Source organism: Mesorhizobium denitrificans (assembly GCF_003403035.1).
In the GTDB taxonomy this organism is placed as follows: Bacteria; Pseudomonadota; Alphaproteobacteria; order Rhizobiales; family Rhizobiaceae; genus Mesorhizobium_G; species Mesorhizobium_G denitrificans.
In genome coordinates this window covers 105,076-129,309 of sequence record NZ_QURN01000012.1, presented here as the reverse complement: position 1 = coordinate 129,309, position 24,234 = coordinate 105,076, and the positions used below count along the sequence as shown (strand labels likewise).

Annotated in this window: 18 protein-coding genes and 1 riboswitch; of the genes, 8 read left to right on the top strand and 10 right to left on the bottom strand. The window is 58.6% G+C overall.

Going from position 1 to position 24,234, the window contains the following annotated elements:
* The first annotated feature begins 70 nt into the window (after positions 1-70).
* Both rpoC and DY251_RS15655 read left to right on the top strand, forming a co-directional pair.
* On the top strand, positions 71-4,267 hold the full coding sequence (gene rpoC / locus DY251_RS15660) for a DNA-directed RNA polymerase subunit beta' (RefSeq protein WP_116624849.1): 4,197 nt from the start codon (positions 71-73) through the stop codon (positions 4,265-4,267).
* A gap of 131 nt (positions 4,268-4,398) precedes the next feature.
* Positions 4,399-5,508: an NAD(P)/FAD-dependent oxidoreductase gene (locus DY251_RS15655; RefSeq protein WP_116624848.1), complete on the top strand. Its 1,110-nt coding sequence runs from the start codon at positions 4,399-4,401 to the stop codon at positions 5,506-5,508.
* On the opposite strand, the gene DY251_RS15650 is transcribed toward DY251_RS15655, so the two are convergent.
* Positions 5,499-6,422 carry a Gfo/Idh/MocA family protein gene (locus tag DY251_RS15650; protein WP_116624847.1) on the bottom strand — a complete coding sequence of 308 codons (924 nt, stop codon included), beginning with the start codon at positions 6,420-6,422 and terminating at the stop codon, positions 5,499-5,501. The genes DY251_RS15655 and DY251_RS15650 overlap by 10 nt on opposite strands.
* A 13-nt stretch (positions 6,423-6,435) precedes the next feature.
* A complete protein-coding gene (locus DY251_RS15645) occupies positions 6,436-7,560 on the bottom strand; it encodes a PLP-dependent cysteine synthase family protein (protein ID WP_116624846.1) in 1,125 nt (374 codons plus the stop codon).
* A 120-nt stretch (positions 7,561-7,680) separates the two neighbouring features.
* Here DY251_RS15645 and DY251_RS15640 point away from each other — a divergent pair, with 120 nt between their 5' ends.
* Positions 7,681-8,319 carry an OmpA family protein gene (locus tag DY251_RS15640; protein ID WP_116624845.1) on the top strand — a complete coding sequence of 213 codons (639 nt, stop codon included), beginning with the start codon at positions 7,681-7,683 and terminating at the stop codon, positions 8,317-8,319.
* A gap of 6 nt (positions 8,320-8,325) precedes the next feature.
* On the opposite strand, the gene DY251_RS15635 is transcribed toward DY251_RS15640, so the two are convergent.
* Positions 8,326-9,309: a hypothetical protein gene (locus tag DY251_RS15635; protein WP_425373309.1), complete on the bottom strand. Its 984-nt coding sequence runs from the start codon at positions 9,307-9,309 to the stop codon at positions 8,326-8,328.
* 152 nt (positions 9,310-9,461) lie between these two features.
* On the opposite strand from DY251_RS15635, the gene DY251_RS15630 reads away from it, so the two are divergent.
* Positions 9,462-9,989, top strand: coding sequence for a nitroreductase family protein (locus DY251_RS15630; protein ID WP_425373310.1), 528 nt, complete (start codon positions 9,462-9,464; stop codon positions 9,987-9,989).
* A 15-nt stretch (positions 9,990-10,004) separates the two neighbouring features.
* Positions 10,005-10,610, top strand: a complete 606-nt coding sequence (locus tag DY251_RS15625; RefSeq protein ID WP_116624844.1) for a flavin reductase family protein — start codon at positions 10,005-10,007, stop codon at positions 10,608-10,610.
* On the opposite strand, the gene DY251_RS15620 is transcribed toward DY251_RS15625, so the two are convergent.
* Together DY251_RS15620 and DY251_RS15615 are read right to left on the bottom strand one after the other, a co-directional pair.
* Positions 10,611-11,486 (bottom strand): HpcH/HpaI aldolase/citrate lyase family protein, encoded by an 876-nt coding sequence (locus DY251_RS15620; RefSeq protein ID WP_116624843.1) that lies wholly within the window; start codon positions 11,484-11,486, stop codon positions 10,611-10,613.
* Positions 11,486-11,938 (bottom strand): MaoC family dehydratase, encoded by a 453-nt coding sequence (locus DY251_RS15615; RefSeq protein WP_116624842.1) that lies wholly within the window; start codon positions 11,936-11,938, stop codon positions 11,486-11,488. Before DY251_RS15615 ends, DY251_RS15620 begins: the two co-directional genes overlap by 1 nt.
* 150 nt (positions 11,939-12,088) lie before the next feature.
* Between DY251_RS15615 and DY251_RS15610 the strand changes: the two genes are divergently transcribed.
* Positions 12,089-13,204 carry a DUF2336 domain-containing protein gene (locus DY251_RS15610; RefSeq protein ID WP_116624897.1) on the top strand — a complete coding sequence of 372 codons (1,116 nt, stop codon included), beginning with the start codon at positions 12,089-12,091 and terminating at the stop codon, positions 13,202-13,204.
* Positions 13,205-13,220: 16 nt separating this feature from the next.
* Here the strand turns inward: DY251_RS15610 and parE are convergent, their stop codons facing one another.
* Positions 13,221-15,269: a DNA topoisomerase IV subunit B gene (parE, locus tag DY251_RS15605; protein WP_116624896.1), complete on the bottom strand. Its 2,049-nt coding sequence runs from the start codon at positions 15,267-15,269 to the stop codon at positions 13,221-13,223.
* Between the two features lie 244 nt (positions 15,270-15,513).
* Here parE and DY251_RS15600 point away from each other — a divergent pair, with 244 nt between their 5' ends.
* Positions 15,514-16,668: a GGDEF domain-containing protein gene (locus tag DY251_RS15600; RefSeq protein WP_116624841.1), complete on the top strand. Its 1,155-nt coding sequence runs from the start codon at positions 15,514-15,516 to the stop codon at positions 16,666-16,668.
* Positions 16,669-16,685: 17 nt separating this feature from the next.
* Here the strand turns inward: DY251_RS15600 and gcvP are convergent, their stop codons facing one another.
* From gcvP to DY251_RS15580, 4 genes are all read right to left on the bottom strand, one after another.
* Positions 16,686-19,496 (bottom strand): aminomethyl-transferring glycine dehydrogenase, encoded by a 2,811-nt coding sequence (gene gcvP, locus DY251_RS15595; protein ID WP_116624895.1) that lies wholly within the window; start codon positions 19,494-19,496, stop codon positions 16,686-16,688.
* Positions 19,497-19,574: 78 nt separating this feature from the next.
* On the bottom strand, positions 19,575-19,943 hold the full coding sequence (gene gcvH / locus DY251_RS15590; protein WP_116624840.1) for a glycine cleavage system protein GcvH: 369 nt from the start codon (positions 19,941-19,943) through the stop codon (positions 19,575-19,577).
* A gap of 2 nt (positions 19,944-19,945) precedes the next feature.
* Positions 19,946-21,049 carry a glycine cleavage system aminomethyltransferase GcvT gene (gcvT, locus tag DY251_RS15585; RefSeq protein ID WP_116624839.1) on the bottom strand — a complete coding sequence of 368 codons (1,104 nt, stop codon included), beginning with the start codon at positions 21,047-21,049 and terminating at the stop codon, positions 19,946-19,948.
* Between the two features lie 150 nt (positions 21,050-21,199).
* Positions 21,200-21,286, bottom strand: a riboswitch (glycine riboswitch).
* Between the two features lie 85 nt (positions 21,287-21,371).
* Positions 21,372-22,019, bottom strand: a complete 648-nt coding sequence (locus DY251_RS15580; protein ID WP_116624838.1) for a DUF1345 domain-containing protein — start codon at positions 22,017-22,019, stop codon at positions 21,372-21,374.
* Between the two features lie 153 nt (positions 22,020-22,172).
* Between DY251_RS15580 and DY251_RS15575 the strand changes: the two genes are divergently transcribed.
* A complete protein-coding gene (locus DY251_RS15575; RefSeq protein WP_116624837.1) occupies positions 22,173-24,185 on the top strand; it encodes an acetyl-CoA carboxylase biotin carboxylase subunit in 2,013 nt (670 codons plus the stop codon).
* Positions 24,186-24,234 lie beyond the last annotated feature (49 nt).

The window sequence follows — 24,234 nt, the reverse complement described above, 5'->3', positions numbered from 1 at the left end:
GCCGGACCCGCCGGGTGTCCTCCCGGCAGACGATGCAAAGGGGTTCGCTGACCCCGAAAAGGAGAATGGCATGAACCAAGAGGTCATGAATCTCTTCAACCCGCAGGCTCCGGCCCAGGTATTCGATTCCATCAGAATATCGCTGGCCAGCCCGGAAAAGATTCTGTCCTGGTCGTTCGGCGAGATCAAGAAGCCGGAGACCATCAACTACCGCACGTTCAAGCCCGAACGTGACGGCTTGTTCTGCGCGCGCATTTTCGGTCCTATCAAGGACTATGAATGCTTGTGTGGCAAGTACAAGCGTATGAAGTACAAGGGCGTTATCTGCGAAAAGTGCGGCGTGGAAGTTACGCTGTCGCGCGTTCGCCGTGAACGCATGGGCCATATTGAACTGGCTGCGCCGGTTGCGCACATCTGGTTCCTGAAGTCGCTGCCTTCGCGCATTGGCACGCTGCTGGACATGACGCTCAAGGATATTGAGCGCGTTCTCTATTTCGAGAACTACATCGTGACCGAACCGGGCCTGACGGCGCTCAAGGAAAACCAGCTGCTCTCAGAAGAAGAGTACATGCTCGCTGTTGACGAGTATGGCGAAGATTCCTTCACCGCGATGATCGGCGCGGAAGCGATCCACGAATTGCTTGCTGGCATGGAGCTGGAGAAGATCGCGGGCGATCTGCGTTCGGAACTGGCTTCCACGACTTCTGAGCTGAAGCAGAAGAAACTGCTCAAGCGCCTCAAGGTGGTTGAGAACTTCATGGAATCCGGCAATCGCCCGGAATGGATGATCATGAAGGTCGTGCCGGTCATTCCGCCGGATCTGCGTCCGCTGGTTCCGCTCGATGGCGGTCGTTTCGCGACGTCCGACCTCAACGATCTGTATCGCCGCGTGATTAACCGCAACAATCGTTTGAAGCGGCTGATCGAACTGCGCGCGCCCGGCATCATCATTCGCAACGAAAAGCGTATGTTGCAGGAAGCCGTTGATGCGCTGTTCGACAATGGTCGCCGCGGTCGCGTCATCACGGGTGCAAACAAGCGTCCGTTGAAGTCGCTGTCGGATATGCTCAAGGGCAAGCAGGGTCGGTTCCGTCAGAACCTGCTCGGCAAGCGCGTGGACTATTCCGGCCGTTCGGTCATCGTGACCGGCCCGGAACTGAAGCTGCATCAGTGCGGCCTGCCGAAGAAGATGGCGCTCGAACTCTTCAAGCCATTCATCTACGCGCGTCTTGATGCGAAGGGCTTCTCTTCGACGGTCAAGCAGGCGAAGAAGCTGGTGGAAAAGGAAAAGCCGGAAGTCTGGGATATTCTGGACGAGGTTATCCGTGAGCATCCGGTGCTGCTGAACCGCGCGCCGACGCTGCATCGTCTCGGCATTCAGGCGTTCGAGCCCATTCTGATCGAGGGCAAGGCCATCCAGCTTCACCCGCTGGTGTGTACAGCTTTCAACGCCGATTTCGACGGCGACCAGATGGCTGTTCACGTTCCGCTGTCGCTCGAAGCGCAGTTGGAAGCGCGCGTGCTGATGATGTCGACGAACAACATTCTGCACCCGGCTTCGGGCGCGCCGATCATTGTTCCGTCGCAGGATATGGTTCTCGGCCTCTACTACCTCTCGATTGTCAACGACAACGAGCCGGGGCAGGGTATGGCGTTTGCCGATATGGGCGAATTGCAGCACGCGCTCGATACCAAGGCCGTGACGCTGCATGCCAAGATCAAGGGCCGTTTCCGCTCGGTCGATGCGGAAGGCAATGTTGTGTCGAAGATTTACGACACGACGCCGGGCCGCTTGATTATTGGTGAGCTTCTGCCGAAGAACCACAATGTGCCGTTCGAAACCGCAAACCAGGAGATGACCAAGAAGAACATCTCCAAGATGATCGATACGGTGTATCGTCACTGCGGCCAGAAAGAGACGGTCATTTTCTGCGACCGCATCATGGCGCTCGGCTTCGCTCATGCGTGCCGCGCAGGCATTTCCTTCGGCAAGGATGACATGGTCATTCCGGCGGCCAAGGAAAAGCTCGTTGCTGACACTGAGGCTCTGACCAAGGAATACGAGCAGCAGTACAATGACGGTCTGATCACGCAGGGTGAGAAGTACAACAAGGTTGTCGATGCCTGGGCGAAGTGCTCGGAAAAGGTTGCCGAAGAAATGATGGGCCGCATCAAGGCGGTCGAGTTCGAAAAGAATGGCCGTCAAAAGCCGATGAACTCGATCTACATGATGAGCCACTCAGGTGCTCGTGGTTCGCCCACGCAGATGCGTCAGCTTGCTGGTATGCGCGGCCTTATGGCCAAGCCGTCCGGCGAGATCATCGAAACGCCGATCATCTCGAACTTCAAGGAAGGTCTGACCGTTCTCGAGTATTTCAACTCGACGCACGGTGCTCGTAAGGGTCTGGCGGACACCGCCTTGAAGACTGCAAACTCCGGCTACCTGACACGCCGTCTGGTGGACGTTGCGCAGGATTGCATTGTGAACGCAACGGATTGCGGCACCGACAAGGGTCTCACGATGACCCCGATCGTCGATGCTGGTCAGGTCGTGGCGTCGCTTGCTCAGCGTATCCTGGGCCGCACCGCGCTTGAAGACATCAACCATCCGGTTTCCGGTGAATTGGTGGTCAAGGGTGGCAAGCTGCTCGACGAGCGCGATGTCGATCTCATCGAGAAGGCGGGCATACAGTCAGTGCGCATCCGTTCGGCGCTCACCTGCGAAGTGCGGGTTGGTGTTTGCGCGGTCTGCTATGGACGCGACCTTGCACGCGGTACACCGGTCAATCAGGGTGAAGCTGTCGGTGTTATTGCCGCGCAGTCGATCGGTGAGCCGGGCACGCAGCTTACCATGCGTACGTTCCACATGGGCGGTACTGCTCAGGTGGTCGACCAGTCGTTCCTCGAAGCCTCGTATGAGGGCTCCGTCAAGCTGCGCAACCGCAATGTGGTTCGCAATTCCGACGGCCAGCTCGTCGCGATGGGCCGCAACATGGCCGTGCTCATCCTTGATGAGGCGGGCAAGGAGCGTGCTGCGCACCGTGTTACCTATGGTTCGCGTATCTATGTGGACGATGGAGACAAGGTGAAGCGCGGCCAGCGTATCGCGGAATGGGATCCCTACACCCGTCCGATCCTCACGGAAATCGAGGGTCATGTCGGGTTTGAGGATCTGGTCGATGGTATCTCCGTGCAGGAAACGGCGGACGAGTCGACTGGCATCACCAAGCGTGAAGTCATCGACTGGCGCTCGACCCCGCGCGGCGTGGACCTGAAGCCTGCGCTGACGGTTCTCGACTCCAAGGGCAAGGTCGGCAAGCTGTCGAAGGGCGGCGATGCGCGCTTCCTGCTTTCGGTCGAGGCTATTCTCTCGGTCGATCCGGGTTCGCACGTGAAGCCTGGCGACGTGCTTGCGCGTATCCCGATGGAAAGTGCGAAGACGAAGGACATCACGGGCGGTCTGCCGCGCGTTGCTGAACTCTTCGAAGCACGCCGTCCGAAGGACCACGCCATCATCGCTGAGATCGATGGTACGATCCGCTTCGGTCGCGACTACAAGAACAAGCGTCGCATCATCATCGAGCCGCACGACTCGACGCTGGAGCCGGTTGAGTATCTCATCCCGAAGGGCAAGCCGTTCCATCTTCAGGACGGCGACGCTATCGAGAAGGGCGACTACATCCTCGACGGCAATCCGGCGCCGCACGACATTCTGGCAATCAAGGGCGTGGAAGCTCTCGCTTCCTACCTCGTCAATGAAATCCAGGAAGTCTATCGTCTGCAGGGCGTTATCATCAACGACAAGCACATCGAGGTGATCGTTCGCCAGATGCTGCAGAAGGTTGAGATTACGGAGCAGGGCGACTCGACCTACATCGCGGGCGATCATGTCGATACGATCGAACTCGAAGAGGTGAATGAGCGTCTCATCGAGGAAGGCAAGAAGCCTGCGGCTGGCCAGCCGGTGCTGCTTGGCATCACCAAGGCCTCGCTGCAGACTCCGTCCTTCATCTCGGCGGCTTCGTTCCAGGAAACGACACGCGTTCTCACGGAAGCTGCAGTTGCCGGCAAGATCGACATGCTGCAGGGACTCAAGGAGAACGTCATCGTCGGTCGCCTGATCCCGGCGGGCACGGGCGGAACAATGAGCCAGATCCGTCGCATCGCGACGCATCGCGACGAGCTTATCCTCGACGAGCGCCGCAAGGCATCCGGCGTGGAAATTGCCGATCCGATGCTGGCCGACATGACCAACGCTGCCGAGTAATCGGAAAGCTATCTATTGGAGAAGGCCGCTGGAGCGATCCGGCGGCCTTTTTCATTTTGAGGGTACTTCAAAAGGTTATCCACTTTTTTTGTGCTAGACCGAGCGCCCAGTGGTCTGGCATTCGAGCGATTATGGAAAAAGTAGATTGCATTGTTATTGGCGCCGGTGCGGTCGGTTTGGCGACGGCGCGAGCGCTTGCGCGTGCTGGCCGCGAAGTCGTGGTGCTGGAAGCCGAGCAGGGTATCGGTCTGGGTATCAGTTCGCGTTCCAGCGAGGTTATCCATGCAGGTATTTATTACCCGACCGGTCTGACCAAGACCGGCCTGTGTGTTGCGGGCCGCGATCTGCTGTATCAATTCTGCGCTGAGTATGATGTCCCGCATCAGCGTTGCGGCAAGCTGTTGGTAGCGACCAGCGATGATGAAATTTCAAAGTTGAGGGCAATTCAGGCGCAGGCAGCAGCAAATGGCGTGCATGATTTGCAGCCGTTAACCCGCGCGCAGGCGAAAGAGATGGAGCCTGCGTTGCATTGTGTTGCCGCTGTGCTTTCGCCTTCAACCGGTATCGTGGACAGTGCCGGCTATATGAGCGCCTTGCTCGGCGATGCGGAGGCGCATGGGGCGATGGTGGCACTGGCAACGCCGGTTGTCGGCGGCAGTGTCGAGCCGGATGGCATCGTTATCGAAGCGGCGGGGGCGGAGCCAATGACGCTGAAGGCGGGGTTTGTGGTGAATGCTGCAGGGCTCGGCGCGCAGCGCATTGCTCACAATCTTCGCGGCATGCCCGCGGAACTCATTCCGCCGCTGCACCTCGCCAAGGGAAATTATTATGCGCTTGGGAGCCGCGCGCCGTTTTCGCACCTGATCTATCCGATGCCGGAAAAGGGCGGGCTAGGCGTGCATTTGACGCTCGATCTGGGCGGGCAGGCGCGCTTCGGTCCCGATGTCGAATGGATCGATGAAATCGACTACAGCGTCGATCCGCACCGGGCGGACAGTTTCTACGCTGCGATCAGGCGCTATTGGCCCGAGTTGCCCGAAGATTCGCTTCAGCCGGCCTATGCTGGTATTCGCCCCAAGATCGAGCGGCCCGGTGGGCCGGGGACCGATTTTCTGATCCAGACGGAGCAGGCGCACGGCATACCCCATCTGGTGAATGTGTTTGGCGTCGAGTCGCCCGGCCTCACATCAAGCCTCGCCATAGCCGAGTTGGTTGCGAACCGCACTGCGTTTCAATCGTAAAATGGCTCGACGGCGATACGCCGCCCCAGCATGAATGCATCAGCTACATGCTGCAGCGGTGCGAGGTCTACGTCGGAATGGTCGTCGCGGATTATCTGGGCGAACCGCTCGTAAAGCGCAGGATATTCGCGCTCCGGCTGTTCGTGCACGGCCTCGCCATTGATGGCAAGCTTCGCGCCACCTGACGACAGCACCATTTCGCCCGCGTCTGTATCTGCGTGAATGTCCCAGCTTTGCGGCCCGGTCTGGAGCCAGTCGAGTTCCATCTTAACAGGCGTGCCCTGCGCTGTTCTGAAATCGATCTCTGCTGCGACAGGTGCATCTTTGTTTGCTGGAAACTGAAGCGCAGCCTTCGTCACATACATTGGCGACAAGATATGCGTGGCGATGGAGAGTGCGTTGATGCCGGGATCAAAGACGCCCAACCCGCCAGCCTGCCATATCCAGTCTTGGTTGGGATGCCAGCGGCGCACGTCTTCTTTCCAGACGATGCGAGCCGAGCGAATGCGCGTTGCCGCGAGAAATTCCTTGGCGGCCTCCACCGCGGGCGCGTAACGAGAGTGCCAGCTTGCAAAAAGCGAAACGCCCTTTTGCTCCGCGAGGTCAATCAGGTCCTCAACTTCGCGCACGGTCGCGCCAGGCGGCTTTTCCATAAATACATGCTTGCCCGCCTCGAGCGCCTTGCGCGCAGCGTCGTAGCGATATTGCGGCGGCATGCACAGCGACACCGCGTCCAGATCGGCAACGCCTTCGAGCATGGATTCGATGGTCGCGAAGTTCGCAATGCCATCGATGGAAGCGTTGCGGCTCGCCGCGCACACGAGTTCGAAATCACCGTTGCCGGCCAGCGCCGGGAGATGCTGGTCGCGGACAATCTTGCCAACGCCAACAATGCCAATTTTGATGGGCTTCATGCTTTATCCTGTTTCAATGCGGGTTGCTGGCTTCCTCGAACTCAAATGAGAACGGGCCGCCGGCGAGGAATCTTTCAAAACGCTGCTCATACTCGCTGGTATTCAGGTCATTAGCCGCTCGCCAATCGTCATTGTGATAGGTGTTGGCGTAGCGTTCACCGGAATCGCAGATCAGCGAGACAATTGAACCCTTTTCGCCGCGCTCCCGCATCTGTGCGGCCTTGAGGCAGACGCCGGCGAAATTGGTGCCCGTCGAGCCTCCGACGCGCCGTCCAAGCAATCGGGAAAGGACGCGCATGGCGGCGAGCGACACCGCATCCGGCACGCGAGCCATGTGGTCGATGACGCCGGGTACGAATGATGGTTCCACGCGCGGGCGACCAATGCCTTCGATGCGCGTTGAGCGTTCGCAGGAGCAGGTGCTGTCGCCTTTCGCATATCCGTCGAAGAACGCGGAAAACTCGACGTCCACGACGGACAGCCGCGTCGCATGGCGCTTGTAGCGGATAAAGCGGCCAATCGTGGCGCTGGTGCCGCCTGTTCCAGCGCTCATCACAATCCATGCCGGAACCGGGTGCGCCTCGGCGCGCATCTGTTCGAATATGGATTCCGCGATGTTGTTGTTCCCGCGCCAATCCGTTGCGCGTTCGGCAAAGGTAAATTGGTCGATGTAGTGCCCGCCCAGCCGTTCGGCGAGTTCGGCGGCCTCTGCGTAAAGCCTCCGGCCGTCATCGATGAAGTGGCAATTGCCGCCTTGGTGTTCGATTGCTGCAATCTTTTCCTTTGAGGTCGTGCGCGGCATGACCGCGTAGAATGGAACGCCAATCATGCGCGCAAAATAGGCCTCGGAAACGGCGGTCGAGCCCGACGACGCTTCGACGACAGCGCTGCCTTCGCGTATCAGCCCATTGCAGAGCCCGTAGAGGAAAAGCGAGCGCGCCAGCCGGTGTTTGAGGCTTCCCGTGGGGTGGGTTGACTCGTCTTTCAGATAGATGTCGATGCCTGCGAGCGCAGGCAATGGCAGCTTCCAAAGATGCGTGTCGGCAGATCTTAGAGAATCGGCCGCGATGCGCGCGATGGCCTCATCGATCCATTCTCGACGCAAAGATTCTGCTTGGGCAGCTTGCCGTTTTCTCACGTCTCATCCCTCATACCGCACCAGCGATCAATTGCATCGTTTGACACTCGTCTTCAACGGTTTAGGTTGCTGGCCGAGGAATTTCTCACGTTTGAGAGCCAAAATCGGGGAAAATGCATAATGCGTGGGTTGGAACGCCCGGTTTCCGTTCTATTCGTTTTTGCGAGCCTGGCTCTCGCGGGCTGCGTGTCTGGCGGGGGTGCGGGCGTCGATGATCGCTCCTTCATCGGGAAAGGTTGGGACTCGCTGACGGGTCTTGTCGGGCGCGACCGCGAGCAGCGCGACAGTCAGCTCATCGATGCCGGGGTTGATGCGGTTGGGAAGGCTGAAACAGACCCATATATGGACCGGCAAGATCAGGAATTGCGTAAGCAATTGGATGGCAAGCCGGCGACGATTTCGCGCGCTGGCGACCAACTGGTCGTCACAATGCCAACGGCCGAATTGTTTGACACCAACAAAAGCACGCTCAAGCGTAGCTCGCTCAACGAACTGAACGGCATTGCGGCGGTTCTCAAGAAGAATGAACGCACTACAATAGATGTTTACGGACACACCGACAGCGGCGGTGATGAAAAGAAGAATCTCGATTTAACGCAGCAGCGAGCGCTTGCGGTTGCGCGCCATCTTGCATCGCAGGGTGTGGATGCGCGCAGACTTTCAGTGACAGGCTTTGGAAGTTCCAGACCGGCCGGGGCTGACGGAAATGTGGCGGACAGGCGGATAGAAATTCAGATCTCGCCAATCAAAAAGCGATAGGCGACGTCATTCGCCATCACCGGGATCGATTTCGGACTGTTCATTCGCCAACACTTCCAGCTCGGCATCAATTCCGCCTTCGACGGTAATGTTGCGCTGGTAAATGTGGTCGCGATTCTTGGCAATGACCGTGTAATTGCCGTTTGCCAGCACCATGGACGCGTAGGGGCCGACTTTTTCGGTAACGGGATCGCCCGACTCGGTCAGTATCGACCAACTCGTGTCGGCCAGCGCCTCGCCACCGGCTTCGCGAACGAGCTTAAGCGTTATTTCGCCTGCTGAATGTTCGACAGCAGCTTCGGTGAGCTTGCCGGCTTCCACACGAATATCAGACCGCACCACAGCGTTGATCGCGCCATAAGTGGAAACGACGTGATACATGCCCGCATTGAGCCGCACGACAGAGTTCGGCTTTATATCCTTAGCGACAAGAGGGCGATCGCCGTTAGCATCCTGTTTCGCTTCGTAGATCGAAAAGCGCAGCTTTTCCGCGTGAACCTGCTTGCCGCCGGGCCCGACTGCATTGAGCTTCAATCCGCCAGCATCCAGCACCACAACTTCCGTCGCGGCGTCTTTGCGCAGCGTTATGCGCTTGGTTGCGCCAGCTCGGCCAAAGGCGGCGTGCACCAGATAGCTGCCCGGCACCAGTTCGAAAGTGGCGCTGCCGCCTTGCGATGACGCGACCAGCGGCAGCTTGCCGTCGGGTCCCGGATCAGGGCGGAAAACCCGCCATGTCAGTCCGCGCGTGAGGTCTTCGCCATTGTCCGTCAGCTTCGCTTTCAGGCTCAGCGAAACATTTGCAACGCGCGAAAGTGGGCCTTTCGGCGCGGCAGGGGCATAGCCCGAGATGCCGGGAAGGGCGGCTCCGGAAATGTTCGGCAGCGCTGGGTCCGGCATGCCGGGCGCACTAAAATCCTGCGCTGCGGCGGGCAGAGCCAGCGCAGACAGAATCGAAATAAGTGCAAATTGACGTTTCATCCCCTCATACATAGCTTGCCATCAAGCGAGTCGCGATGGCAATTTCATGGCCGATTTCCAGCCAAGCTGAAAGCCAGCCGGACCTGAAGCTTTCCGGGAGTATACCCTTGAAAAAAGATGTAATTGATTTTCTGCTCACGCGTTCCTCGCCGCCTATTCAGGAAATGCACGAGCCGGGGCCGGATGATGCCGCAATCTCGACCCTGATCCGCATCGCATCGCGCGTGCCGGATCATGGCCGGCTGGCCCCCTGGCGCTTCATCGTCTATCGCGGAAGGGCGCGGCACGAGATCGGCGAGAAGCTGGCCGAGCTTGCGGAAAAACGCGAAGGACCGTTGTCCGAGGGGCGGCGCAATCAGGAATTGACGCGGTTTTCTCGTGCGCCGGTGGTGATCGGCGTTGTTTTTGCGCCGAAAGAAAATCCCAAAATTCCGCAATGGGAAATGTTCTTGTCCGGCGGCGCTGCGGCGATGAACCTGCTGAACGGCGCGAGCGCGATGGGGTTTGGCGCCAACTGGATCACGAATTGGTATTCCGATACCGAAGAAGGCCGCGCAATATTGGGACTGGCGCCGGACGAGCGCGTGATCGGTTTTGTGCATATCGGCACTTATGACGGCAAAGCCGTTGAACGACCACGCGCCGATTCCACTACGCTTTATTCTGATTATTCAGGCCCTTGGAAGGGATAATTCGGGAAACGCTCTATGTTTTACGAACCGTCTGCTGGTCATGGGCTGCCGCACGATCCCTTCAAGGCTATCGTTTCCCCGCGCCCGATTGGCTGGATATCCACGCTGAGCCGTGACGGCGCGCTCAATCTTGCGCCGTATTCTTATTTCAACGCACTTAGCGGCAATCCGCCGCTGGTGTGGTTTTCGTCTGATGGTTCAAAGGACAGCGCCACCGCAGCACAGGATACCGGCGAGTTTGTCGCCAATCTCGTTGGGCGCGAACTCGCGCGCAAGATGAATGCGAGTTCCGTCAACGCTCCGCGTGGGGTTAGTGAGTTCGACTACGCCGAACTGGAAACAGCGCCCTCGCGTCTCGTGCGTCCGCCGCGTGTGGCGGAAGCGCCTGCTGCGCTGGAATGCAAGGTCACGGAAGTGCTGCGTCCCCGTGATTTGAACGGCAACGCTACGGACGCGATTGTGGTGATCGGGCAGGTCGTGGGCGTCTATATTTCCGACGCCTATCTCAAGGACGGACTGTTCGACACGGTGAAAGCGGGCAATGTAAGTCGCCTGGGCTATATGGATTTCGCAACGGTGGACGACGTTTTTTCAATGCGGCGCCCACGCTGGGAAGATTGATCAGCCGGCCACGCTGGAAGCGCGTGCTATCAGTCTTTCGGCCAGCCTCAAATGCGGTCGATCGTACATTTTGCCTTCTACGGCCACAACGCCGGGATTGCCCGCATCAGCGAACGCCTGCACAATCGCGCGGGCGCGCTCCAGCGCTTCTGCTGAAGGTGTGAAAGCGGCGTTGATTATCGGCACCTGATCTGGATGGATCGCCATTTTCGCAGTGAAGCCGTCACGCTCGGCCTCAGTGCATTCTGCTTCGAAGCCTGCCATATCGCGGAAATTAGGGAAAACCGTATCGACGGCGGGAATGTCCGCCGCCGCTGCCGCAAGCAACGTAACGGCGCGAGCGAGCCGAAACGCATCCGTATAGCGCCCCGTCGCATCCCGTGCGGTGCGCGCGCCGAGTGCGGCAGACAGATCTTCAGCGCCCCAGGTCAGACCGGCAAGGCGCGGGCTGCAATTGGCGTAAGTTCCGCCGGTGAAAACACCTGCTGGAGTCTCTGTGATAAGCGGAAGAATGCGGGTGTCACCGTCCCCCAATCCGGCTTCCGCTTCATGAACGCGGAGCATTGCGGCCAAACGCTGGACATCTTTTCCGCTGTTCGACTTGGGCAACATGATGCCATCGGGCCGCACCGAAACCAGCGCCGCAAGATCCTTGTCGGTCAAGCCGGTCGAAAGGTCGTTGACTCGGACGAATATCTGGGCGCGCGTCGTGTGTCGTTCGGCGGTAATGAATGCAGCCGCGATGGCGCGCGCCGCTTCCTTATTGGCGAGCGAAACAGAATCTTCGAGGTCAACGATGATGACATCTGTCGCAGACGCGAAGCCCTTGGCGAGCTTCTTCTCCGAATCTCCCGGTACGAATAACAGCGAACGCATCAGGAAGGCTTCTTTCTCAGCATGGCCTGCCGCGTGGTTTTAGCTACGAGTTCGCCGTGCTGATTATAAGCGCGGTGTTCGAATTCCACGATGCCGCGATCATTCTTCGATTTCGATTCCCGCACTGATTTCACCTCGGTTTCAACGCGGATCGTATCGCCGTGAAAAACGGGGTGAGGGAACACCGTTTCCGTCATGCCGAGGTTACCAATTGTGGTGCCCAGCGTCGTGTCATGCACGGAAATGCCGATCATAAGGCCGAGTGTGAAAAGCGAGTTGACCAACGGCTTGCCCCATTCGGTCTTTGACGCGAAGTCAAAATCAATGTGAAGCGGCTGCGGGTTCAGCGTCATCACCGAGAAAAACATGTTGTCGCTCTCGGTCACGGTCTTGGTCAGTTGGTGTTTGAACACGCGTCCGGCAGTAAATTCTTCAAGATAGAGTCCGGCCATCTAGTCCTCCCTTTTCGATCCTCCATATGCGGCGCTCTCGCCCTCCGCAAGCACTGTCACGGACTTCACTGGAGGTTAAAGAATATGGTGAACGCTTCGTAAACCATTTCCGGCCTAGCGTTGGATGTGTGGCGGAGAATGCGATTCCAGATGATTGTCGAGCATTTCTTGAGATGGGTACAGACTGCGGCGGCAACGGAGCGAGCAGCGGCGGCTGCGGCGCTGGCGCGGACTTATATTAATGGCGATCTGCCGGTGGATGACCGATGCGCCGCCGATGCGGCGCTGACGTTTTTGCTGGATGATCCATCGGTGAAAGTGCGCATGGCGCTGGCGGAGGTGCTTTCCATGAGCCGCGTCGCGCCACCGCAGATCATCAGTGCGCTAGCATCCGACCAGCCGGAAGTGGCCGAACTTGTGCTTGGTCGCTCACCGCTGCTTTCCGATGGCGATTTGATCGAGCGTGCGCGGGTAGGGGAGCCAGCCGTTCAGGCAATTATTGCCGACCGTCCTGTTGTCTCAATGTCCTTATCTGCCGCTATCGCCGAAATGGGCGATGCGGAAGCTTGCATCGTGCTTCTCGGAAATGTCGGGGCAGATATTGCCGAACTCAGCTTCAAGCGCATCACAGAGCGCTTCGGTGGAGTGGCGCGCGTGCGTGAAGCGCTAATTGCCGACCGGAGATTGCCCGCCGAATCCCGCCACGAATTGCTTGTGCGGCTCGGCGAAGCACTCATGCAATCCCCGCTCGTGAGAGCGATATTCCACGGCGAGCGCGCAGGCCGCGTTCTCAAGGATGCGTGGCTGAAAGCGTCTGTGACGCTGATCGATCGCACGCCGACCTCGGAGTTTCCAGCACTGGTCGAGCATCTGCGGTTGCGTGGTGATCTGACGCCTCGCTTCCTCATTCGCGCCCTTGCGCACGGGAAAGTCGATTTCTTCGGTGCCTCGCTCGTTGCGCTCACCGGGCATCCGCACGAACAAGTCAGCGCGCTTATCGCCAACGGTTTTGACAACGCTCTTTATGCGCTGTGTCGCAAGGCAGGTTTGCCCGAACGGACCCACGAGGTGGTGCGCCGTGCGTTGCAGATTTGGCGAGACGTTGCTCGCGGCAAGCGCGCTGCTGGCGTTCAGGAAGCAAGCTGGCTGATGCTGAAAGAGCTTGGCGATGATGGCAGCGATCTTTCGGCCATGCTGAAAGCAGTGCATCTGGAAGCGCTGCGCACCAATGCACGCGGGCACGCGCTAGCAATCCGCGCGGCCTAACGCCACTTCGAAGCGCTCAAATATCGAGCGCTTCTTCTTGCGCGAACTCAGCTCTTTCCTGAATGAAGCGGAAGCGCGCGTCGGCCTTGGTTCCCATCAATGCATCCACAGCGCTGCGGGTTTGCACTTCATCGTCAATGACCTCGACGCGTAGCAGCGTGCGCTTCTTCGGGTCCATCGTCGTTTCCTTGAGCTGGCTTGCGAGCATTTCGCCCAAACCCTTGAAGCGCCCGATCTCCACCTTGCCGCGACCGGTAAACTCGGTGCGCAGCAATTCATCCTTATGCGCATCGTCGCGCGCATACATGGTTTTGCCGCCCTGGCTGATTTTGTAGAGCGGCGGCACGGCCATATAGAGATGGCCACCGCGTATCAGCGCGGGCATTTCTTGATAGAAGAAGGTGATGAGCAATGAGGCGATGTGGGCGCCGTCAACATCGGCGTCCGTCATGATCACAACGCGATCATAGCGCAGATCTTCGTCGCGATATTTCGACCGCGTGCCGCAACCCAGCGCTTGAATGAGATCGCCTATCTGCTGATTGCCCGCAAGCTTGTCGTTGCCGGCGCTGGCGACGTTCAGGATCTTGCCCCGCAGCGGCAGCACCGCCTGCATCTGCCGATCGCGCGCCTGCTTGGCCGAACCGCCTGCCGAGTCACCTTCCACGATGAAGATTTCGGCACCCGCGGCGGCGTTTTGCGTGCAATCCGCCAGCTTGCCTGGAAGGCGCAACTTGCGCACCGCAGACTTGCGGCTGACTTCCTTTTCCTGCCGGCGACGCACACGCTCGTCCGCACGGGCAATAACCCATTCCAAAAGTTTCGAAGCTTCCTGCGGATTGTCGGCAAGCCAATGGTCGAACGCATCGCGCACCGCACCCTCAACGATGCGAATTGCTTCAAGCGTTGCGAGGCGGTCCTTGGTCTGGCCGACAAATTCCGGCTCGCGGATGAAAACCGACAACATGCCCGCAGCGGAAATCATCACGTCTTCACTCGTCACGATGGACGCGCGCTTATTGCCTGTCAGATCGGCATAGCCTCGCAAGCCTCGCAGCAGCACGTTGCGGAAGCCGGTTTCGTGCGTTCCGCCCTCATGCGTGGGGATGGTGTTGCAATAGGAATTGATGAAGCCGTCGCCGCCATACCAGGTTACAGCCCATTCCACTGAACCATGGCCACCCTGGCGGTCGCTCTTTCCTGAAAAAATCTCGCGGGTGACCTGAAATTCGTCACCCAGCGAGGCGGCGAGATAGTCCTTCAGGCCACCGGGGAAATGGAACTCGGCCTTGGCAGGCGTCGTGTCTTTCTCTTTCAGAAGCGATGGATCACACGACCAGCGTATATTTACGCCGCCGAAGAGATATGCCTTCGAGCGCGCCATACGATAAAGGCGCGCAGGCTCGAACGCGGCGCTCTTGCCGAAAATCTCAGCATCAGGATGGAAGCGAACGCGTGTGCCACGGCGATTATGCACTTCACCGAGTTTTTCAAGCTTGCCGACCGGGATGCCGCGCGTAAACCGCTGGCGAAATAATTGCCGGCCGCGCGCGACCTCTACCTCCAGCACATCAGAAAGAGCGTTGACGACCGAAATGCCGACGCCGTGCAAGCCGCCCGACGTCTCGTAAACCTTCGAGTCAAATTTGCCACCGGCGTGCAGCGTGGTCATGATGACTTCAAGCGCCGACTTGTCCTTAAACTTGGGGTGCGGGTCCACCGGAATCCCGCGACCATTATCGGTAACGGTCAGGAACCCCTGCGCATCGAGTTCAACTTCGATGAAAGTCGCGTGACCTGCGACAGCCTCGTCCATCGAGTTGTCGATGACTTCGGCAAACAGGTGATGAAGCGCTTTTTCATCTGTGCCGCCAATATACATACCGGGGCGACGGCGTACGGGCTCCAGCCCCTCCAGCACTTCAATGTCGGCGGCGCTATAGCTTTCGCTGCCGTCTTTGACCTGCCCGGTCTTCTTCACAGCCTGAACAATTGTATCCGCCTTGCGCTGCGCCGCGCGGCCCGCATCGTCGAGCTTAGAGAAAAGATCGCTTGGTTGGTCCATGTCTGCCATGAGCGTGATCGAATCAGTTTGGCGATACTGCCATTTTGAAGGGGTGAACAACAAGCGTTCCGGTTATGTTCGGCATAACGCGCGACATCATTCTACACAAGGGTCTGAATCAAATAGTGAAAATTCTCACCATTTGAGGATGCTTCCATAAATATGATGATATTACTTTGACGACTGAGGGGCGGCAGGGATCCGTCGTGCATTGATATGCGCGGCGGCATGATGCGGAACGAGCATGGCCTTAGACTATGTTTCATTGCTATTGGCGGCGGCTTTGTCGGGTGCGTTCCTGGTTGTGGCGCTGCTCGTCGTTTGGGTGCCCGCCCGTCAACACAGACACCTTGTCACCAGCGCGGCGGGCGTCGGCGCACTCGTTGCGCACGTCATTTTCTACTGGATCTACGCCAATAACCCCAGCCGCCTGATTGCTTGCATCATGCTGGCGTTACTGCCCGCGGGCATGGCGATGGTTCTTGCCTCGGCGCGTCAGCTTTATGGCATGCCCAAGAGCGTTCACGATGCCTTGCTAATAGCTGGATGTTCCGCAATCGGCACCACAGCGCTCGTGTTGAGTGGTGTCGATGGCGCGGCTTTCATCTTGGCCTATTTAATGACCGCGTTGCTGCTCACGCTAATCGGCCTCATTCACTGGTCTTTTCGTGCTGAATCGCGGGCGCTGATGACGCTTGTCTCGTCGCTATTCGTGCTGTGCGCGGCTTCGTTCGCAGCCTGCGGCGCCGTGTTGTTTTTCAATGGCCAGTGGCAACTGGGCCATGTGCCGGACAATTGGGCGGAGCGTGCCAACATTATTGTCTCTGTTGCCTGCATGACGGGTCTGGGCGGCCTGCTGCTAACATTGCACAACATTCGCGCCAGCGTGCAGCATGAGACTGAAGCGATGCGCGATTCTCTCACTGGCTTGATGAATCGCAGGGCGCTGCAATCACTTTATGCGGACAAGCAGTTTGGACGCTTCACCGCCGTGGCGATGTTTGACCTCGATCATTTCAAGCGCACCAACGATCTGTTCGGCCATGCCGTTGGCGATGAAGCACTGCGCATGTTCAGCGCGATTATGTCGGAACATACCCGGCCAAACGATCATTCCTTCCGCCTTGGCGGTGAAGAATTTGCCATGATTGTGTCTCGCGTCAGCCGCCATCAGGTGGAAGCGATCGCCAGCAGCATTTCGCAGGCCTATGCCGACCGGGAGATTCAGACGGACCTCGGCCCGGTCAAGTGCACCGTTAGTGTCGGCATCAGTTTTGGTTCTGGAACAGGGTCCAGTCTCGTTGACGTTCTGACTGATGCTGACCGTGCGCTTTACGCGGCCAAGCGGGAAGGGCGAAACCGGGTCGTATTCTTCGACGAAAACAGAAAGGCGGGCTGAGTGCCCGCCTGAAACTGTTACTCGGCAGCGTCGCTATATTCGCTCAGCGGTGGGCAGGAGCAGACCAGATTGCGATCTCCCGCAACATTGTCGATGCGCGAAACCGGTGGCCAGTATTTCGCTGCCGTATCCGGGTCAGAAGCGGGATAAGCCGCTTCGAGTCTTGAATAAGGATGCGTCCATTCTGCAACCAGCGTTTCAGTTGCTGTATGCGGAGCGTTATGAAGCGGGTTGTCGGTCTTTGACCACTCGCCGCTTGCAACCTTTGCTGCTTCGTTAGCGATACCGATCATCGCATCACAGAAGCGGTCCAGCTCATGCTTCGGCTCGGATTCCGTCGGCTCAACCATCAGCGTTCCGGCCACCGGCCAAGACATTGTCGGTGCGTGGAAACCGTAGTCGATCAGCCGCTTCGCGATGTCGTCAACGGTGATGCCCGCGCTGTCCTTCAGTACACGCGTATCCAGAATGCACTCATGCGCAACGCGGTCGCCGCGGCCCTTGTAAAGCACTGGATAATGCTCTTTCAGCCGGTTCGCGACATAGTTTGCAGCGAGAATTGCATGCTCCGTTGCCTGCTTCAGGCCGTCGCCGCCCATCATGCGGATATACATCCACGTGATCGGCAAAATGGAAGCAGAACCGTAAGGCGCCGCCGAAACCGGATGCGTGCTGCCGTGGTCGATGTGGCCCGGCAGGTAGGGCGCGAGATGCTTGGCCACGCCGATTGGGCCAACGCCCGGACCGCCGCCGCCATGCGGAATGCAGAAGGTCTTGTGCAGGTTCATGTGGCAAACGTCGCCGCCAATGTCACCCGGACGTGCAAGTCCGACCAGCGCGTTCAGGTTCGCGCCGTCGAGATAGACCTGCCCGCCATTGTCGTGGACCAGCTGGCAGATGTCTTTGATGGTTTCCTCGAAAACACCATGCGTCGAAGGATAGGTGATCATCAGCGCTGCAAGGTTCGCCGAGTGCTGCTCCACCTTGGCGCGCATGTCGTCCATGTCGATGTCGCCGCTCGCGGCGCACTTCACCACGACGACTTCCATACCCGCCATCGCTGCGCTGGCTGGGTTGGTGCCATGCGCGGACGAGGGGATAAGGCAGATGTTGCGGTTCGTTTCGCCGCGCGCCTCATGGTAACGGCGTATCGCAAGCAGCCCTGCATATTCGCCCTGACTGCCCGCATTGGGCTGCAGCGACACGGCGTGGAACCCGGTAATCTCGGCCAGCCAGCGCTCCAGGTCGTCACACATCGCTTTGTATCCGGTCGAATGTGCCTTCGGCGCAAAGGGATGCAGATTGGCGACCGTCGGCCAGCTAACCGGGATCATCTCGGCGGCGGCATTCAGCTTCATTGTGCAAGAGCCGAGCGGGATCATCGTGCGGTCCAGCGCAAGATCCTTGTCAGCCAGCTTGCGCAGGAAGCGCATCATATCCGTTTCTGAGCGGTTTTCATGGAAGGCCGGCTGGGTCAGGAACGATTTCGCGTCGCGCGGCTTGCCGGGCAGGGTGCGCTCCGATTTGGAAGGCGCAGTCGCGCCAAACAGCGCCGCAATTGCCTGCAAATCGGCTTCGGTAGAGGTTTCGTCGAAGGTAATGCCGATCAGGTCGTCATTGACCATGCGAAGCAAACGGCCGTCCTTCTGCGCTTCCTTGGCCTTCGCCTTTGCCTGTCCCTTGAGTTCGATAGTCACCGTATCGAAGCGCTGGTCGCCGAGCACGTTGAGGCCCTTGGCCTTGAGCGCTGCAGCCAGGCGACTCGCAAGCCCGTGCGTTTGATTGGCAATCGCTTGCAGGCCCTCCGGTCCGTGCCAGATCGCGTATGCAGTGGCCATATTCGCAAGCAGCGCCTGCGCGGTGCAGATGTTGGACGTGGCCTTATCGCGGCGGATGTGCTGCTCGCGCGTCTGCAGGGCCAATCGATAGCCGGGGCGACCCTTTGTATCCACGGATTGACCTACGAGACGACCCGGCATCAGGCGGGTAAGCGCGTCTGTCACGGCGCAATAGGCAGCATGCGGGCCGCCAAAGCCCATCGGCACGCCAAAGCGCTGCATGGACCCAACTGCAATGTCCGCACCGAGGCTGGCTGGCGTATCCGTAACAGTCAGCGCCAGCGGGTCTGCAACGAAAATGACCAGCGCCCCAACCGCCTTCGCTTCTGCGATCTTGGCCTTCTGGTCGCCATAGACGCCGTAAGTATCCGGCCAGGCAACGACGAGCGCGGCTGTGTTTTCGTCGACCGTGTCGCCATCGATTTCAATGCCGAGCGGCTCGGCGCGCGTCTTTGCGACGTCGCGCGTTTGCGGGTGAGGGGCGTTGGCAAATGCGATGCGCGTGCGCTTTTCCCTGTGCTGACGGAAGGCGATGCCAATTGCTTCGGCAAGCGCGGTCGCTTCGTCCAGCAAGGAAGCGGATGCAACCGGCAGCCCGGTCAATTCCGTTACGAATGTCTGGAAGTTGAAAAGCATTTCCAGACGGCCCTGGCTGATCTCTGCCTGATACGGCGTATACGCGGTGTACCAGGCCGGGTTCTCGAACATATTGCGCAGGATGACCGGCGGGGTATGCGTGCCATGATAGCCCAAGCCCACGAAGCTCTTGAGCACGGTGTTTGCAGACATCTTTTCCGCAAGCTCCGCAAGCGCTTCTGCTTCCGTTGCCGCAGCCGGAAGGTTTAGTGGGCGCTCGAGCCGAATCTTGTTGGGCACTGCCTGACTGATAAGCGTTTCCAGCGATGGAACGCCGAGCGCGGCAAGCATTGCGCGCGTGTCGGCTGTTCCCGGTCCGATGTGCCTTGGAGCGAAGGAAGCGTAGCTATTCATGGCGTTGTCCATCCAGATTCGGCTTATACTTTTTGTGTTCCCTCGCCTGTTGGCCGGTGAGGGAAAGCGCGACCGTTGTTACCCAATATGGGTCTTGTAAGCGGCTTCATCCATGAGGCCGATGAGCTGGCCTTCATCGGCGAGCTTCATCTTCCAGAGCCAGCCATTGCCAGTTGCAGCGGAGTTCACCAACGCCGGATCCGACGAGAGCGCGTCATTCGCCTCGACGATTTCGCCATCGACCGGAGCATACACATCGGATGCTGCCTTGACGGATTCCACCACGACCGCGGTGTCGCCCTTCTTGATCTGCTTACCGACCTCGGCTGCCTCGACGAACACGATGTCGCCAAGCTGTTCCTGCGCGTATTCGGTGATGCCGACAGTCGCCACGCCACCGTCAACGGTGAGCCATTCATGGTCTTCGGTATAGTAGGTCTTCGACATGGTTATCCCTTGAAATAACGGTGTTGGGTGAAGGGGAGAGGCGCGACTTCAACCGGAATCCGGCTGCCGCGAACTTCTGCAAAGAGTTTGGCCGCGCCGGGCTTCGCGAGATCGGCGCGCACATAGCCCATCGCGACCGGATGAGTCGCCGATGGTCCGAAACCGCCCGAAGTAACACGCCCGACAGAATTGCCGTCGTCGTCCACGAGTGGCGCACCGCCGCGAACCGGCTGGCGCCCTTCCGGCTTCAGGCCGACGCGCTTTTCGGTTGCGCCAGCTGCTATTGCAGCGCGCAACGCATCTGCGCCGATAAACGTACCCGTTTCGCGCAGCTCTTTCGGGATAGCCCAGAGCAAAGCAGCGTTGACCGGATTGGTCGAGGCGTCGATATCGTTACCGTGCAGGCAGAGCCCGGCTTCCAACCGAAGGCTGTCGCGCGCGGCGAGGCCAATCCACTGCGCGCGCTCATCCGTTACAAGCTTTTCGACCAAAGCCCGCGCATCTGCTTCCGGCAAGCCAATTTCAAAACCGTCTTCGCCCGTATAGCCCGACCGGCTCATGAACCAATTGGCGCGGGGCTCGAAGCCGTTCATGAAAACCAGACCGCCGGTATCGATGCCCGCATCGGCCAGAACGGCAGCTGCTTCGGGTCCCTGAATCGCGATAAACACACGATCAAGCGGCTCGAGAACGACGTTAAAATTCGCGCTCACCGCGCGCAGGTGTGCTTCATCCGCAACGGCGTTTCCGGCATTCGCGACGACCATGAAACGCTCATCGCCCAGCCGGGTGATGATTAGGTCGTCCATGATGCCCGCATTGTCATTTAAGAAAAAGGACAGCTTGGATTGGCGGATCGGCATCGCAGCCGCATCTATTGGGCAGGCTTTTGCAAGCATTGCTGCCGCGCCCGAACCGGAAACGACAAACAGCTTCATGTGCGAAATGTCGAACAGGCCGACATGCTCGCGAGTGTGGAGGTGTTCCTTCATCACGCCGGCCGGATAAGTCAGCGGCATGTTCCAGCCCGCGAACGGACCAAACTTTGCGCCGGCAGCTAGGTGAATATCTTTAAGGGGTAAATCTCGTGCCGAAATGTCCGTCATTACTTCTCCAGAGTCGCGCCTGTTCAACCGCAAAAGCGGTCCAATGAGCGCCCCTCTGTCTGAAGCCTGAGAGACTCGCGCAACCGGAACTCTGTCGGTTGCACTTACACCTTCGGCGCGGAACTTTCGTTCCGACTTTCCAGAGTGTCATTACCGGCAACGGTTCTTTTGCCTGAGAGATTTCGGGCGATTTCCCCTTCGGCGGCAGCTTGCGCTGCTCTCTCCCGCGAACCGGCAGACTAAAATCCTTTGAGGGATCCGAGTCACTGACGAGTTGCTAAATAACCCAACTCCGACACTCTGTCACCTCCCTGCGACACGATTAATTGCCGAGCGAAACTGCCAGGTTAACGGCGGCGGCGACGATTACTGTGTTGAAGAAGAATGAAACAATGCCGTGGATCAAACTGAAGAAGCGCATATGCCTGCCGGTGATCTGCACGTCCGAGGTTTGCGCGGTCATTCCTATAACGCAGGAAAAATACAGAAAATCAAATCCTTGTGGGTCTTTTGTGCCAGGAAACTCCAAGCCGCGCCGCGCCGTTTTGTCTGCGGCGGCGTGGCCGGGCTGCCAATATAGATGCGCGTAATGAATTGCGGCCATCAGGTGGATGGTAAACCACCCGAGCGGCACGGATACCAGCGCGATGACGAGATGTAGCGGTTCAGCTGCAGCCCTGCCGTTTATCAACAGAAAGAGCGAGATCATCGCCGCTACGACGGCAAAGAGCGTCATGAGGAAGATTAGCCAGACAGGCGCATCGCTGCTTGCCGCGTGCTTACGCAGGTAGTCAGGCGTCAGGTTCTTGAACATCGCGAGTGTTGTGCAGATGTAGACCGCAAAGAACGCGTTGGCCGCGATCACAGGTGTAATATCTGTGCCGAACGACCAACCGAACAATAAGGCCGCAAGACCGGACGCCGCCCCCAAATAGAAAGAAAAGTGCCGGTAAATAGGGCTGCTAGGCATAATCTTCTCACGCAATGCCCGCGCAACCTTTCAGGATTCCACCTATCAGGCAAGCAAACCTTGGAAATCTGTGTCTGCGACGAAAGATGTGTACAAGCTGCGCTTGACCCTAAAGCACAAGCTCATAAAAGAAGCCGCACGGGAGTCCGCTTGATGTTCAAAAAGATACTGATTGCCAATCGTGGTGAAATCGCCTGCCGAGTAATCAAAACGGCGCGCAAGATGGGCATTGCCACGGTGGCGGTCTACTCGGATGCAGACCGCGATGCGATGCATGTCGAGATGGCGGACGAAGCCGTTCACATCGGGCCCGCACCCGCCGCGCAAAGCTATCTTTTGGCGGACAAGATAATTGAGGCGTGCAAGGCGACCGGTGCTGAGGCGGTTCACCCCGGCTATGGGTTCCTGTCCGAGCGCGCCTCTTTCTGTGAATCGCTGGAGAAGCAGGGCATTATTTTCATCGGTCCCAAGCCCAAGGCGATTGAGGCGATGGGCGACAAGATCGAGTCAAAGAAGTTCGCCAATGCGGCCAAGGTGAACACCGTTCCGGGTTATCTAGGCGTTATTGAAGACGCGGACCATGCCGAAAAGATTGCCGACGAAATCGGCTATCCGGTCATGATCAAGGCTTCCGCCGGTGGTGGCGGCAAGGGTATGCGCATCGCCTGGGACAAGTCGGAGGTGCGCGACGGCTTTGATCGCGCTCGTTCGGAAGCTAAGAACTCCTTCGGCGATGACCGCGTATTCATTGAGAAATTCGTCGTCGAGCCGCGCCACATCGAAATTCAGGTGCTTGCCGATGGTCACGGCAACGCCGTCTATCTGGGCGAGCGCGAATGCTCCATTCAGCGCCGTAACCAGAAGGTTGTCGAAGAAGCGCCATCGCCATTTCTTGATGAGGCGACACGCCGGGCAATGGGTGAGCAGGCCGTCGCGCTTGCCAAGGCTGTTGACTATCAGAGTGCGGGTACTGTCGAGTTTATCGTCGATAAGAATAAAAACTTCTATTTCCTTGAAATGAATACACGTTTGCAGGTTGAGCATCCGGTTACGGAGCTGATCACAGGCGTTGATCTGGTTGAGCAGATGATCCGCATTGCGGCTGGTGAAAAGCTCTCGTTTGGACAGAAAGACGTCAAGCTGAATGGCTGGGCCGTTGAAAGCCGCCTTTACGCCGAAGATCCATATCGCAATTTCCTGCCATCCATCGGTCGCCTGACGCGCTATCAGCCGCCAGCCGAAGGTCCGATAGGCGATGCTGTTATCCGCAACGATACCGGCGTGACGGAAGGCTCCGAAATTTCGATGTTCTACGACCCGATGGTCGCGAAGCTCTGCACCTGGGCGCCTACGCGCCTTGAGGCAATCGACGCCATGTCCGATGCGCTGGACAGCTTCGTCGTTGACGGCATCGAGCACAACATTCCGTTTCTCTCCGCGCTTATGCAGCATCCGCGCTGGCGCGAGGGCAGGTTGTCCACGGGCTTCATAGCCGAAGAATTTCCGGATGGCTTTGCGCCGATCAAGCCTGATGAGTCTCAGAAGGGCGTGCTCGCTGCCATCGCGACAGCAGTAGAATTGCTGCGCCGTGACCGTCTGGACAGGTTGGCCGGGCGACTCGCGCCGCACTCCGGCGCGATCAAGCCGGATTGGGTTGTCAAAATTGATGACGACTATGTCGAGGTTTCGCTTCGCGACGGCATGGTGTCCATCCCGTTCGAGGCTGATCTTTCGATCAATGGCGGCAAGGTCGTCACCGTCGCGTCGGATTGGCGTCCGGGCGAGCCGGTTTGGCACGGCACTGTTGGCAGGCAATCCGTAACTGCACAGTTGCGCCCAGATCCTAAAGGTTTGCGGATTGACTGGAAGGGCATGTCGGTAACAACCAAGACCATGCTCCCGCGCACCGCCGAGCTTGAAAAGCTCATGCCTATCAAACTGCCGCCGGACACGTCGAAGATGTTGTTGTGTCCGATGCCGGGTCTGGTTGTGTCCATCTCCGCGAAGGAAGGGCAAGAGGTCAAGGCTGGAGAAACGCTGGCCGTGGTCGAAGCAATGAAGATGGAAAACGTGCTGCGTGCTGAGCGCGACCTCACCATCGCCAAGATCAATTGCAAACCGGGCGACAGCCTCGCGGTCGATGCGGTTATCATGGAATTTGCCTGAGCGCAGACTATCTGTGGGCGGCGCTCGCTAGGGCGTCGCTGTTCGCGCG